This window comes from Sphingobacterium corticibacterium, assembly GCF_004208525.1.
Classification (GTDB): Bacteria; Bacteroidota; Bacteroidia; order Sphingobacteriales; family Sphingobacteriaceae; genus Sphingobacterium; species Sphingobacterium corticibacterium.
Genome location: NZ_SGIT01000001.1, coordinates 1,352,357 through 1,366,344 on the forward strand (window position 1 = coordinate 1,352,357; position 13,988 = coordinate 1,366,344).

General features: G+C 40.7%; 9 protein-coding genes. 3 read left to right on the plus strand and 6 right to left on the minus strand.

Going from position 1 to position 13,988, the window contains the following annotated elements:
• Positions 1–4: 4 nt before the first annotated feature.
• From lepA to EWE74_RS05640, 6 genes are all read right to left on the minus strand, one after another.
• A complete protein-coding gene (lepA, locus tag EWE74_RS05615; RefSeq protein WP_130140507.1) occupies positions 5–1,795 on the minus strand; it encodes a translation elongation factor 4 in 1,791 nt (596 codons plus the stop codon).
• A gap of 569 nt (positions 1,796–2,364) precedes the next feature.
• The gene (locus EWE74_RS05620; RefSeq protein ID WP_130140508.1) at positions 2,365–2,685 is read right to left on the minus strand and encodes a helix-turn-helix domain-containing protein; all 321 of its coding nucleotides are present in this window, start codon (positions 2,683–2,685) and stop codon (positions 2,365–2,367) included.
• A 207-nt stretch (positions 2,686–2,892) separates the two neighbouring features.
• Positions 2,893–4,230: an ammonium transporter gene (locus EWE74_RS05625; RefSeq protein ID WP_130140509.1), complete on the minus strand. Its 1,338-nt coding sequence runs from the start codon at positions 4,228–4,230 to the stop codon at positions 2,893–2,895.
• A 247-nt stretch (positions 4,231–4,477) separates the two neighbouring features.
• On the minus strand, positions 4,478–5,797 hold the full coding sequence (gene murA, locus EWE74_RS05630; RefSeq protein ID WP_130140510.1) for a UDP-N-acetylglucosamine 1-carboxyvinyltransferase: 1,320 nt from the start codon (positions 5,795–5,797) through the stop codon (positions 4,478–4,480).
• A gap of 126 nt (positions 5,798–5,923) precedes the next feature.
• Positions 5,924–6,616 (minus strand): DUF4290 domain-containing protein, encoded by a 693-nt coding sequence (locus tag EWE74_RS05635; protein ID WP_130140511.1) that lies wholly within the window; start codon positions 6,614–6,616, stop codon positions 5,924–5,926.
• 58 nt (positions 6,617–6,674) lie between these two features.
• Complete coding sequence (locus tag EWE74_RS05640; protein WP_130140512.1) at positions 6,675–8,951, minus strand: ATP-dependent helicase; 2,277 nt, start codon at positions 8,949–8,951, stop codon at positions 6,675–6,677.
• Positions 8,952–9,186: 235 nt separating this feature from the next.
• Here EWE74_RS05640 and EWE74_RS05645 point away from each other — a divergent pair, with 235 nt between their 5' ends.
• The 3 genes from EWE74_RS05645 to EWE74_RS05655 all read left to right on the plus strand — a co-directional run bounded on the left by EWE74_RS05645 (position 9,187) and on the right by EWE74_RS05655 (position 13,818).
• Positions 9,187–9,465: a SelT/SelW/SelH family protein gene (locus EWE74_RS05645; protein WP_130140513.1), complete on the plus strand. Its 279-nt coding sequence runs from the start codon at positions 9,187–9,189 to the stop codon at positions 9,463–9,465.
• Positions 9,466–9,553: 88 nt separating this feature from the next.
• Positions 9,554–10,780 (plus strand): metallophosphoesterase family protein, encoded by a 1,227-nt coding sequence (locus EWE74_RS05650; RefSeq protein WP_130140514.1) that lies wholly within the window; start codon positions 9,554–9,556, stop codon positions 10,778–10,780.
• 2 nt (positions 10,781–10,782) lie between these two features.
• Entirely contained in the window at positions 10,783–13,818 is a 3,036-nt protein-coding gene (locus tag EWE74_RS05655; RefSeq protein ID WP_130140515.1) for an AAA family ATPase, read from the plus strand.
• The last annotated feature ends 170 nt before the right edge of the window (positions 13,819–13,988 follow it).

The following is a 13,988-nucleotide window of genomic DNA, read 5'->3' on the forward strand; positions in this document are numbered from 1 at the left end:
CTTCTTAATCCAATTTCAAAACGGCCATGAATGCGGATTGTGGAATTTCCACGTTCCCTACCTGACGCATTCTCTTTTTACCTTTCTTTTGTTTTTCCAACAATTTACGTTTTCGGGAGATATCGCCTCCGTAACATTTTGCGGTTACGTCTTTACGTAAAGCTGAAATCGTTTCGCGCGCTATGATTTTTGCGCCGATGGAGGCTTGTATACGGATTTCAAATTGCTGACGTGGCAGAAGTTCTTTCAATTTCTCGCAAATTTTCTTCCCAAAATCATAGGCATTGCTCCGGTGAATAAGGGAAGACAAGGCGTCTACCGGCTCATCATTTAACCGAATATCCAGTTTTACCAAATCCGACTGTCGATAGCCAATTTGGTGATAATCAAATGACGCATACCCCTTAGAGATTGTCTTCAATTTATCATAGAAATCAAAAACAATTTCGCCCATAGGCATTTCAAAAGTCAGCTCGACCCGATCAGAAGTTAGGTAAGATTGGTTAATAATCGTTCCGCGCTTCTGGATACATAACGACATCACCGGCCCTACAAAATCCGCCTTGGTAATAACGTTCGCCTTAATATAAGGTTCTTCTATGAAATCTAACTTGCTGGGATCCGGGAGATCAGAGGGGTTATGGACAACGATTTCCTTTTTATCTTTGGTAAGAAAAGCGCGATAGGATACGTTTGGCACGGTGGTAATCACGGTCATGTTGAACTCCCGCTCGAGACGCTCCTGAATAATCTCCATGTGGAGCATGCCTAAAAAACCACATCGGAAACCGAATCCCAATGCCGCCGAAGATTCCGGCTCAAAAACCAGCGAGGCATCATTCAACTGCAAACGGTGCATAGATTCCCGAAGTTCTTCATAGTCTTCCGTATCAACCGGATAAATACCGGCAAAAACCATCGGTTTCACCTCTTCAAAACCTCTGATTGCTTCCGTACAAGGCCTATCGCGATGTGTAATGGTATCGCCCACTTTCACTTCGCGTGCTTCCTTGATACCGGAAATAATATAGCCTACATCACCTGTTTTTATCACATTTTTAGCGACTTGATTAAGCTTAAGTGTACCAATTTCATCCGCAAAATACTCTTTTCCCGTAGCGACAAATTTCACCCGGTCGCCTTTTCGAATTTCGCCGTTTTCCACCTTAAAGTAGGCCATAATTCCCCTAAAAGAGTTAAAGACAGAGTCAAAAATTAGCGCTTGCAAAGGTCCGTCCGGATCACCAACCGGCGGGGGGATACGCTCCACAATGGCGGTTAAAATATCCGGTACACCCATTCCGGTTTTACCCGAAGCGGGTATAATTTCTTCGCGCTTACCGCCGATCAAATCGATAATCTGATCTTTCACCTCCTCTGGCATAGCACCTGGCAAGTCCATTTTATTCAATATCGGAATGATTTCCAAATCATGCTCCAAAGCGAGATAGAGATTGGATATGGTTTGTGCTTGAATACCCTGCGAAGCATCCACAATTAACAATGCCCCCTCACATGCCGCGATAGAACGCGAGACCTCATAGGAGAAATCGACGTGCCCGGGAGTATCAATCAGGTTCAAAATATATTGCTGGCCATCTTGCGTGTATTCCATTTGAATAGCGTGCGATTTTATCGTTATCCCACGTTCACGCTCTAAATCCATATTGTCCAACAGTTGCGCTTGAGCCTCCCGTTGCGTAATGGTGTTCGTAAACTCCAACAGGCGATCGGCCAATGTGCTCTTCCCGTGGTCGATATGGGCGATAATACAAAAATTACGTATATGCTTCATACAGGTCCTTATCCAATATTCTAATTGGCAAAGATAATTTTTTTAAAGCAGATATTGCTATAAAAATGTGCAGCTCATCACCTGATTGGTGCAGATTTTCAGACCCATTTTTTTTGGCGAAAATATACCCCATACAAAAAGATGATTTTAACCGAAAAAACAGCACTAAAAGCTATTTAAACACCTTCTTACACCTCATTTTTTCGAAATAAGAAAAGTCTTTTTCATCAACAAAAGATCCTAATTCACCAACAAATAGTTCTTAATCTGGAAATAAAGTTCAAAAGCACTAACAAATGACCCTTATTCACCAACAAATAGTTCTTATTCCGGAAATAGAGTTTAAAAGCACTAACAAAAGATCCTAATTCACCAACAAATAGTTCTTAATCCAGAAATAAAGTCCAAAAGCACTAACAAATGATCTTTATTCACCAACCAATGGTCCTTATTCCGCAAATAGAATTTAAAAGCACTAACCGATCATCTTTATTCACCAACCAATCGTTCTTTTTTGACACGAAAACTTCATATTAAAACAACAATTTTTTCTGTCTGATCCCCATAATTTACGATTGCCGCGGCAGGCGACCAAAGTGCTTTTTATAGGCACGCCTAAAATGCTTGTCGTCATAAAAATGCAACCGACGTGCTACCTCCCGTATGGATAATGCAGGTTCGTTCGCCAACAGATTGTGACCTACAAGCAATCGGATTTTTATAACCCAAGCGTGCAGCGTTTCCGGTTTACCTTCAAAAGCCCGGCTAAGCTGTCTGGAAGAACATCCCAGTGCCTTAGCGATGCCCAAATGATTCAGATCTTTTTCGTCGTAGTGGGCTCTGACGTACACCTTCGCTTCTTCATAAAGCAAATTTAATTTTTCGGCCATTTATCTCCTCATGCTAACAAACAATTATCGTATAGTCTATTTTTTAATTTTATATAGACGCTAAAATAAGAATTTACATCTTTTTTCCTGTCTAGTGCTGATCATTAGTGTATCTATACCAAAAACACAGGTTACGATACAAAAAAAGACCGATTTGCATCGGTCTTTTCCATTATTTATTTAGTAATCGAGGGAATTTAATGTCTGTTAATTATTGCCTTCATAAGAGAGTCTTTCACCATGTTGCGATAAATCCAGCCCTTCTTCCTCCTCTTGTTCGCTAACGCGTAAAGGGGTGATCGTGTCTGTTACTTTTAAAAGAATGAACGCGACCACGAGAATAAATACAGAGGCGCCGACAAGGCCGATAAGGTGTGCGGTAAACAATCCTGTTTCGCCGTAATACAGACCATTCACTTCCACGGCTCCGTTGATAGCCGAATGCGCAAATACGCCTGTTAATATCATACCGACCATACCGCCTACACCGTGGCTAGGAAACACATCTAATGTGTCGTCAATATTCGATTTCGTACGCCAATCGATCAGTAATCGGCTTATGATAGCTGCGATAGCACCTATAACGATAGAATGTGGAATACTGACAAATCCCGCAGCGGGCGTAATAGCTACTAAACCAACAACAACGCCAATACATGTACCCATAGCAGAGGGTTTAATGCCTCTAGCAGCATCAAACAAGATATACATAATCGCTGCCGCAGCAGATGCTGCTGTAGTAGTAGCCATAGCCGTTGCCGCCAAGGCGTCCGCCGCAAAAGCTGATCCTGCATTAAAACCAAACCAACCGAACCATAACAACCCAGTACCTAAAAGTACATACGTTATTCTTGCTGGTGTATGTTCTTTAGCTGTTTTACCTTGTTTCAAGTAGATGGCGGAAGCTAATGCTGTTAATCCGGCAGACATATGTACTACTGTTCCACCAGCAAAATCTAAAACGCCCATTTGGAGCAATACTCCATCTGGATGCCATGTTGCGTGTGCCAGCGGTGCGTAAATAAAAATAAAGAATAAGCAAATGAAAAGAATATAGGACGTAAAACGAATACGTTCCGCAAAAGCCCCCGTTATAAGCGCCGGTGTTATAATAGCAAATTTGAGCTGAAACATAGCAAACAATACGAATGGTATAGTAGGAGCCCCATCCCAAGGTTCGCGATCCAATACGCCGTTAAACATAAAGAATGTCGTTGGGTTTCCAATAACTCCACCAATAGAGTCACCAAATACTAAACTGAACCCAAACGCAAACCACATAACAGCTACGACCGCCATACATATAAAGCTTTGGAGCATGGTAGAAATAACATTTCTTTTTTTGACCATTCCACCGTAAAAGTAGGCTAATCCGGGAGTCATGATTAAAACCAATGCTGTTGAAGTTAACATCCAGGCAACATCTGCAGAACTGTACTCATGTTCAGCCGATCCTGTCGGCAAAGCGGGGTTAAAAAACGCAACAACCACTAAAGCAACCATCAATAAGAATGGTAAAAATGATTTTTTCTGATATATAGACATATTTCACAATTTTTATGATGCAATAATATGAAAAATTTACAAAAAAAAAGCTTTTTATTTAAAAAATTAAAATTAAAACAGACAAATACATGAAATCAATGCAATAAAAAGCACAAAAACCAAATAAAACACTAATACATATACAACAAATATATTTTTCACAAAAAAAATCACAAAAAAAGCATTTACACAAACAAAAAAAGGGCAAACCTCATGTTTACCCTTTCCATATTATCCGACATTCAACTTATACTTGCGGCACCTCTATTCTTCGAATATCAGCCCCTAAGGCCCGCAATCTTTCTTCAATATCTTGGTACCCACGTTCGATCTGATCTATATTATATATAATAGACCTTCCCTGAGCCGAGAGCGCAGCAATTAAAAGAGAAACCCCCGCTCGAATGTCCGGAGAAGTCATTTCAATACCTCTTAATTTCACCTGCTTATTAAGACCGATGACCGTTGCGCGGTGTGGATCACAAAGAATAATTTGTGCCCCCATATCAATCAGTTTATCCACAAAGAACAATCGGCTTTCGAACATCTTTTGGTGAATCAATACATTTCCCTTTGCTTGAATAGCCGTCACCAAAACAATGCTCAATAGATCGGGCGTGAAGCCTGGCCATGGTGCGTCTGCAACCGTCAATATAGAGCCATCGATAAAGGTTTCAATTTCGTAGGAGTCTTGTGCCGGAATAAAAATATCATCTCCGCGCAACTCAAATTGTATTCCCAACTTCGCAAATACCGTGGGGATAATTCCCAATTCTGAAAAACAGACATCTTTAATCGTAATTTCCGATCCCGTCATCGCTGCCATACCGATAAAAGATCCGATTTCAATCATATCTGGCAACATACGGTGGCTCGTCCCTCGTAATCGATCGACACCTTCTATAGTCAGCAAGTTTGATCCAATACCTGAGATTTTAGCGCCCATACGATTCAACATCTTACACAACTGCTGCAAATAAGGTTCACAAGCCGCATTATAAATGGTGGTGACTCCGTTGGCCAATACAGCCGCCATCACAATATTTGCGGTACCCGTTACCGAAGCCTCATCCATCAAGATATACGCACCTTTCAATTCCGATGCATCTACATGAAAGAAATTCTTTTCGGCATCATAAACAAATTTTGCACCCAATTTCTCAAATCCCAGAAAATGCGTATCCAACCGGCGTCGACCTATCTTATCTCCTCCCGGTTTGGGAATCGCCGCCTTTCCAAAACGAGCTAACAGCGGCCCGACAATCATAATAGAACCGCGCAATCCCCCTCCCTTATACTTAAACTCTTCTGACTGAAAATAATCGATATTGATATTTTTTGCTTCAAATGAATAGGTATCCTTATTGATCCGATCGACCGAAACACCCAGTGCTACTAAAAGGTCTATTAATTTATTTACGTCCTTAATATCAGGAACATTACTCACCGTCACTTTCTCCTCCGTAAGCAACACAGCGGACAGAATCTGTAATGCTTCATTCTTTGCTCCCTGAGGAATAATCTCCCCCTTTAATTTCTTTCCACCAACTATTTCAAATGCGCTCATACCTTATTATATAGTATATGTAAACTTTCTAACCCTATAACTTCCTAACTTTAAAATAAAACAGAGAGCAACTGAATAACGATTCTCGCCACACAATTGCCCTCCTATTTAAACCGTCAAATAAGTTTACCTTCTGTACGAAACTTTTTTAGGTCCGTTTTTCTTCTTCACCATATTCTTTTTACCGTTACTTTTCTGGTTATTTTTTTGGTTATTGTTATTAGTAGGAGTAGTTCCACTTTTTGTCCGACTGCCCGGAGGAGGTGTTTTAAAATCCAGTTTAGTCAGCACCGTATCCGCAGGTAATGTCAATAGTCCATTAGAAAGTTCCGCTAAATTCTGGATAATATGGTCATCTTGCACCGTATCCTTATTCCAGGTCATATAAGCCATCTTCATGAAATTGGCAATGGACAACGCCATGCGCTCTCTATTTTCCGGAGCAGGCATAGCGAGCGCTTTTTCAATCATACGCTCGATGGTGTGGCCATAATGTTTATAACGAATGGAATGTTGCGGATAATCCAATAGATCCGGCTTCTTGTGAATAGCATCACGCGCCGGAATAGGATATGGGGAATCCACATCAATCTTAAAATCAGAAATGATATGCAAATGATCCCATAGTTTATGCTTAAAATCCGAAACATCCCGCAAATGCGGATTCAATACGCCCATCATGTCGATCACGACCTGTGCATATCGGTTTCTCTCCTCTTTTGTAGGAAGCGTGCAGATATAGTCTACCATATTTTGCACATTTCTTCCATATTCTGCCAAAATTAATTTTGACCGGGTACTGTTGTAGTCGAAATCCATAAAGTGTAGTTTTACGCTTAGAAAACGCTCTGTAAGCGTAGTTTATTATCTTATCTTATTATTGTACTATTCTAAGTTTTGCAAATTTAAGCAACAATTGTTTCTGTCCCAACTCTTTAAAGAAAATAGTTGCTTTTATATCTGGTCGGTTACCTTCTAAGTTCACTACCTTTCCAAACCCGAACCGTTCATGTTCTACTTCCATACCGACCTGCAGCACGGATGTATCCGACGGTGCAAAACCGGGTGTAGGAACGTGTGCCTTCGGCAATATCGAGGTGGTTTTTACTATTTTTGGCTTTGGTTTCGAATAGGACTCCGTGTCTTTCTGTTTCCAGGCCATACGTTCCGACTGAAAACTCCCGCCTGTTTCCATGGCCGTGCTCCGTGGTTTAAAATCAAGCTCCAGACAAGCTGGATTGAGCTCATCCAAGAAACGACTAGGTTCACAGTTGTTAAGCGTTCCCCAACGATAACGGGACGTAGCATAAGACAAATGTAACTTTTTCTCCGCCCGCGTCACCGCAACATAGAAAAGCCGTCTTTCTTCCTCCAACTCGGAACGGGAATTTAGAGAGAGTTGCGAAGGGAACAAATTTTCCTCCAGACCTACAATGAATACCACCGGAAATTCCAACCCCTTTGAGGCATGTATCGTCATCATGGACACCGTATCTGCATTAGGATCTTTGTCGTTATCATCATTGGTCAACAACGCGATATCTTGCATAAAAACATCCAAACCTCTTTCTTCAATGTCTTCACGTTCGGAGAACTCCTTGATACCGTTCAACAATTCCTGGATATTTTCATAACGACTAAGCCCTTCTACTGATTTATCTTCATAGAGATCTTTCAATATACCCGAATGTTGTGCGATATGCATCGCTGTATCAAACGCCGAGTTGGTTTTTGCCACCGCTTGAAAACTTTGAATCATCAGCCCAAAATTACCTACCGCATTGGCACTTCGTCCATCGAGAAACGTGTGGGCATTAACAACCACATCCCATAATCGATATTGCTGTTGGTCTGCTGCCACCAAAATTTTCTCTACTGTCGTATCCCCTATCCCTCTACGTGGATAGTTGATGACCCGCTTTAATGCCTCTTCGTCGTTAGGATTGAACGTCAAACGGAAATACGCAATCAAATCTTTGATTTCCTTACGTTGATAGAAAGATGTGCCGCCATACAGTTTATAAGGAACATTGATTTTTCGCAGTGCCTCTTCCATCGCACGAGATTGTGCGTTTGTTCGGTATAAAATAGCGAAATCTTTATAACGCAGATTTTTTAATGCGCGCTCCTGCGTAATAGCCTCTGCTACAATTTTCCCTTCTTCATTATCAGAAAACGCACGGGCAACCTTTATTTTCTCTCCATCCTCATTTTCCGAAAAAACATTCTTCTCCAACTGATTCTGATTCTTTTCGATCACACTGTTTGCCGCATTGACAATCATCTTCGTAGAGCGGTAGTTCTGTTCCAGTTTAAAAATTTGAACGTCGGGATAATCCTTTTGAAAATTTAGAATGTTTTGAATATTCGCACCGCGGAACGCATAAATACTTTGCGCATCATCCCCCACCACACAGATATTTTCATTGACCGCCGCCAATCTTTTTACAATAAGATACTGCGAAAAATTCGTATCTTGATACTCATCCACCATCAGGTATTTAAATTGATGCTGGTATTTGTGCAACACTTCTGGATACTTATTCAACAATACATTTGTCTTAAACAAAAGATCATCGAAATCCATTGCCCCTGCACGATAACAACGTTGCGCATAGGTCATGTAAATTTGTCCCATCTGCGGACGTCCATTTGCAATATCTTCAGCCATAATGGCCTCATTTTTATTATATTCCTGTGGAGAGATCAGGTTATTTTTAGCGGAAGATATGCGCCCATACACATGATTAGCATTATACAACTTATCATCGAGGTTCATTTCTTTTAAGATGGCACGAATCAAACTTTTGGTATCATCGGTATCGTATATTGTAAAATTCCGGGGATACCCGATAAGCTCTGCTTCTACGCGAAGAATACGCGCAAATACGGAGTGGAAGGTCCCCATCCATATATTTTTTGCTTCTTGGCCCACAACGCTCATAATACGTTCCCGCATTTCCTTTGCAGCTTTGTTGGTAAAGGTAAGCACCAAAATATGAAAGGGATCCACGCCCTTGCGAATCAAATGTGCCACACGGAAGGTAATAACGCGCGTCTTTCCCGAACCCGCACCTGCAACGATCATTACTGGCCCTTCTGTCTGCTCCACCGCCGCCCGTTGCGAAGGGTTTAATCCTGCTAAATAATCCAAATTTTCTCCTAATTTTTTTGACAAGCACTAACAAAAAGTAGCGGTAAAATTAAGAAAAATAATCGACTAAAAATAAAGGTTTCTACCCGGGCGAGTAGAAACCTTTGTAAAACCAATTATAACTTACCGCCATGCTCTAGCGGCCTGAATTATGAATTACTAATTTATAAACAACTTTGTATATATACAAGAAAAAAATATATTTTTATTTTTGAACAAAATAATCTGCACAAGTATGAAACCCACTATTACCATTTTATATTGCCCCAAATGCGGATGGATGCTGCGCTCTGCTTATATAGCACAAGAACTATTAACAACATTTGTGGACGATCTATATGGCGTCACATTAGTGCCAAGTGAAATCAGCGGCCGGTTCTCTGTCGCAATTGACGGAGAAGTTCTTTTTGATAGGAAAATAGAAGGCCGATTTCCGGAAATTAAAGAACTAAAACAATTGGTTCGTGATGTGGTCAATCCAGCTAAAGATTTAGGGCATTCAGATAAGAAATAAAAGTAAATTCACACTTCTTAACGTATTTCTGGCATTAATTTCATTAATTTTAATCCCCAAAACACAAGACAGAATAAAAAATACGTGGATGAAGATATTACATACGAGCGACTGGCATTTAGGTAAACGATTGGATTATTTCTCGAGATTGGAAGAACAGCGCGCCGTATTAACGGAGATATGTGAAATAGCAGATGCAGAAAGTGTAGACGCCGTTATTGTGGCCGGAGATCTTTTCGACACCTTCAATCCACCCGTTGAAGCCGTGGAACTATTATACAAAACGTTGCGGCGGCTTAGTCGTGAAGGACGACGTCCTGTCATCGCCATTGCGGGCAATCATGATAGTGCAGATCGAATCGATGCACCTGATATACTTGCCCGTGAGTGTGGAATTATCTTTATCGGTTATCCCCAAGCAACTATCCGACCCTTTCAAATCAAAGACGGATTCGCTATCCGTGTGTCCACTGCGGGATTTCTGGAAATATCCCTACCGCAATACAACTACCCATTGCGTATCATGCATACGCCATTTGCCAACGAGCTTCGGTTAAAACAATTCTTGGGCATGGACGATAAAGCGCAACAACTCAACGAGCTTTTAAGAAAACACTGGCTCGCCATCGGAAATATACATTGTGACAATCAAGGCGTAAACCTGCTGACAACTCACCTCTATATGTTACAACGTGGCGGAGAAATATTGGAAGAACCGGAAGGCGAAAAGCCACTCAAAGTGGGACATGCAGACCTCGTGTATTCCGATGCTATCCCGCCACAAATTCAATACACCGCATTGGGACATCTCCACCGGTTTCAGAATATTGGAGACCAGCAAAGTCCAGTTGTTTATCCCAGTAGCCCACTCGCTTACTCTTTTTCGGAGGCAGGGCAGAAAAAAGGCGTCGTGATCGTTGAGGCAGTTCCCGAACATCCTGCACAATACCGGTTTGTCCCAGTTATCGCCGGGAGAAAACTATATCGCAAGCGTTTTGATGATGTTGACGACGCCGTGATATGGTTAAATGAAAATCCAGGCACATTGGTCGAGCTAACATTGGTGAGTAATACTTTCCTTAACTCCGCCGACATGAAGCGCATTCATGAAGCACACGATGGTATCATTCATATCATCCCTATTGTACGACAAACAGCATTGAATCCTGCGCAAACGCCGACCATCAATCTCGACCAGGATATTGATGTACTTTTTAAGGATTACTTTCAACATCGGCTTGGACAGGAACCTAATCCAGAACTAATGGATTTATTAAATGAAGTTATTAATTGTGAAACGGAAACAGAGGATTAAACATGCTACCACTTTATTTAAGTATCGAAGGATTATATTCTTATCAAGATAAACAAGAAATTGACTTTACCCAATTGACAGAAGCCGGACTATTTGGCATTTTTGGCAAAGTAGGTTCTGGTAAATCAACGATACTTGAGGCTATTAGTTTTGCGCTATATGGTGAAACGGAGAGACTCAACAAACAAGAGAAAAGAGCCTATAATATGCTCAATCTTCGCTCGGATATAGCTAATATCGTGTTTGAGTTCTTAAATTACGAAGGACGAAGATTTCGATTCACGGCACAATGGAAACGACGAAAGAAATTTGAGGACACGACCTCATTAGAACGTTATGCTTACGAGTGGAAAAATGGTTCATGGATACCATTAGATTCCAACGATGGAGCAAGCGTAACCCAACTTACCTATCCCAATTTCCGACGGACTATCATTATTCCACAAGGACAATTTAAAGAATTTTTAGAATTGCGAGGTAAAGACCGATCGGAGATGATGAAAGATATCTTTAACCTCGATCGTTTTGACTTGGGTTCTAAAGTTGGGATATTGCAAAAACAAAACAACAGCAAACTCGAACAATTAAACGGCGCACTCTCGGGGTTCGATGCCGTCAGTACGGAAATACTACATAGCAAACAACAGGAGCTTGACACGGCACAACAACAATTGACCCTGGTGAAACAGGAAACTACATCACTGGAAAAAGAGGTCATCCGACTTACAGAGAGCAAAAAAATACGGGAGGAATTAGCGCATAAAAAAGAAGAAGTGCAAGAATACTTGCTAGAACAGCCACGAATTTCCCAGTTGGAAAAAGAACTACAAACATACGAAACTACCCAGCTGGCATTTCGGGAAATCTTAAATACTACACATAGCTTAAACAAAGAAAAAGAACAACTGACGCATAAAATTGAACAACTGACTACACGCAAGCTTGAAGTTTTAAGTCGTTTGGAAAAAGAAGAGACGGAATGGAAAAAAATAGCACCTGATTTTCAACGGTTGGATTTATTTAAAGCGGAAAGCGAAGATTTAAAATTGCTCATTAGCATCGCCCAAAATAAAAAACAGCAAGAGGCACTCCACAAACGCCTGCAAGACGGAAAGCCATATCTCCTACAAGCACAAGAAGAAGAAAAAAAGCTTTTGTCGTCAATAGAAAGCGAGGAAAAACGATTGGATGAGCTCAAAAATACGCGGGTAGACACTTCGGTATTATTAGCATTAGAGGCTTGGTATCAAACAAACGACAATACCCATAGTAGTATCAACGAGCTAAAGACACAAATACAACGACTCCAGAATGAGATAGTGCAAACAACGAAAGCTTTTGAAGAACAGTCGATACCCATGGACAATTGGGAATCTGCCTTATTTCAGCAGGAAACGGATCTAAACACGGAGTTTACTTCCCTCCAACAGGAAGAAACCCATTTGAAAGTGCAAGCAAAGTTATCGGAGTTTGCCGATAACCTTGCCGATGGACAACCTTGCCCGCTATGCGGTGCATTAGACCACCCCTATCCGATGATAAACCATGATGTGGCGGTCAACATACAAGAGGTTCTCGGCAAACAAACAGAAATAAAACAGCGTTTACAACAACTCAAAGTAAATCATCAAGTACTAACAGCAGCATCCATACGGCAACGGGAGAAGAATACACAACTTGCTCAACAGGAATCTAATCTCCAAAAAATGGAGGAAAAGCTTAACATCCATCGCGAGCAATTCCGCTGGGAAGAATTTTCCCCTACCGACAAAACGACCTATCTTTCGTATAAAGATAAAAACCATCTTGCGGAAACCCATATCAAATTGGCAGAAACATCCTTAAAGGAGTTCCGCGTGCAGTGGCAAACGGCTCAATCGAAAATAGAAAAATACAAAAACTCCCTTGCAGAATTTGAACAAAGTGTTGTTGTACTCGATCAGCTTAATCAACAAAATAAACTACAGATTAGACAATTAAATATAGACGATTTTGAGCAATATGACGAAACAGCACTTATAAATAAAAAACAGGAAACCGAAAATAAGGTTAAGTTACTGGAGGAAGGTCACAAACGTCTTTCTGAATCTATTCAGTCCTTAAGAACCGAGTTTGCCCATATTAATGGTGAGCGGACAGCTTCAAAAGAACAGTTCCAACAGCTCTACCAACAACTCAACAATAAACAAGCGGAAATCTCTTCTTTGCTCAAAGAACATGGCTACAGTGATATTGTTCAAGTACAGCATATCCTGCAAAAGAATCTGAATGTGGAACATAACCGCAAAACTATACAGGAGTTCAACCTAAACTTACAAATCCTTTTGCGGCATATCGCTGATCTGGAAAAACGTATAATCCATGATGCGTATGAGGAATCGATCTATCAGGAAAAGACGACACTCTACACATTAAAACGCGAGGAAATGGAATTGCAGATTCGTGTCACGGGAGCATTGGAAAAAGAATATGCGCGCTTACGCGTTGAGTTTGATAAAAAAGAAAAATTATTGGAAGAATACGAGAAGCTAACATTTCGTAAAAGTAATTTGACCACTTTGGAAAATCTTTTCCGCGGATCTGGCTTTGTCAACTATGTATCCAGTATACATTTACAACGCTTGTGCGAAATTGCCAATCAACGTTTTCACCGCCTCACAAAAAATAATCTCAGCCTTACCATCAATGAAAATAATGAATTTGAGGTGATAGACTTCTTAAACAATGGCTTTAAACGTTCGGTAAAAACACTTTCGGGAGGGCAAGCATTTCAGGCATCACTTTGTCTTGCCCTCGCATTGGCCGAAAACATCCAATCCATGAACAAAGCAGACAAGAACTTTTTCTTCATTGATGAGGGATTTGGCACCCAAGACCCAGAAAGTATGAATACGGTATTTGAAACATTGCAATATTTAAATAAAGATAATCGCATCGTCGGTATTATTTCTCATGTGGAGGAACTGAAAGAACGTATTCCCCGCGCTATCACCGTCGTGAATGACACAGAAAAAGGAAGCCAATTACGGTATAATTGATTTTTATTTTTTTTTCGCAATTGCAGAATCCCTTCTTAACTTTAACAGTCGCATCCGAATGTTTTACAGCTGTACAAATTCATCATTAGTACTATCCCAAATGTAAAACATTCGAAGCGACGACTTTTTTGGTTCTTTTTTGAGAGAAAAAAGAACATAAAATTTTTAAT

Excerpts from the sequence above, each read along its gene's own strand:
- EWE74_RS05655 (WP_130140515.1), top strand. The coding sequence starts at position 10,783 with ATGCTACCACTTTATTTAAGTATCGAAGGATTATATTCTTATCAAGAT.
- EWE74_RS05620 (WP_130140508.1), bottom strand. The coding sequence starts at position 2,685 with ATGGCCGAAAAATTAAATTTGCTTTATGAAGAAGCGAAGGTGTACGTC.
- EWE74_RS05645 (WP_130140513.1), top strand. The coding sequence starts at position 9,187 with ATGAAACCCACTATTACCATTTTATATTGCCCCAAATGCGGATGGATG.
- lepA (WP_130140507.1), bottom strand. The coding sequence starts at position 1,795 with ATGAAGCATATACGTAATTTTTGTATTATCGCCCATATCGACCACGGG.
- EWE74_RS05650 (WP_130140514.1), top strand. The coding sequence starts at position 9,554 with ATGAAGATATTACATACGAGCGACTGGCATTTAGGTAAACGATTGGAT.
- murA (WP_130140510.1), bottom strand. The coding sequence starts at position 5,797 with ATGAGCGCATTTGAAATAGTTGGTGGAAAGAAATTAAAGGGGGAGATT.
- EWE74_RS05625 (WP_130140509.1), bottom strand. The coding sequence starts at position 4,230 with ATGTCTATATATCAGAAAAAATCATTTTTACCATTCTTATTGATGGTT.
- EWE74_RS05635 (WP_130140511.1), bottom strand. The coding sequence starts at position 6,616 with ATGGATTTCGACTACAACAGTACCCGGTCAAAATTAATTTTGGCAGAA.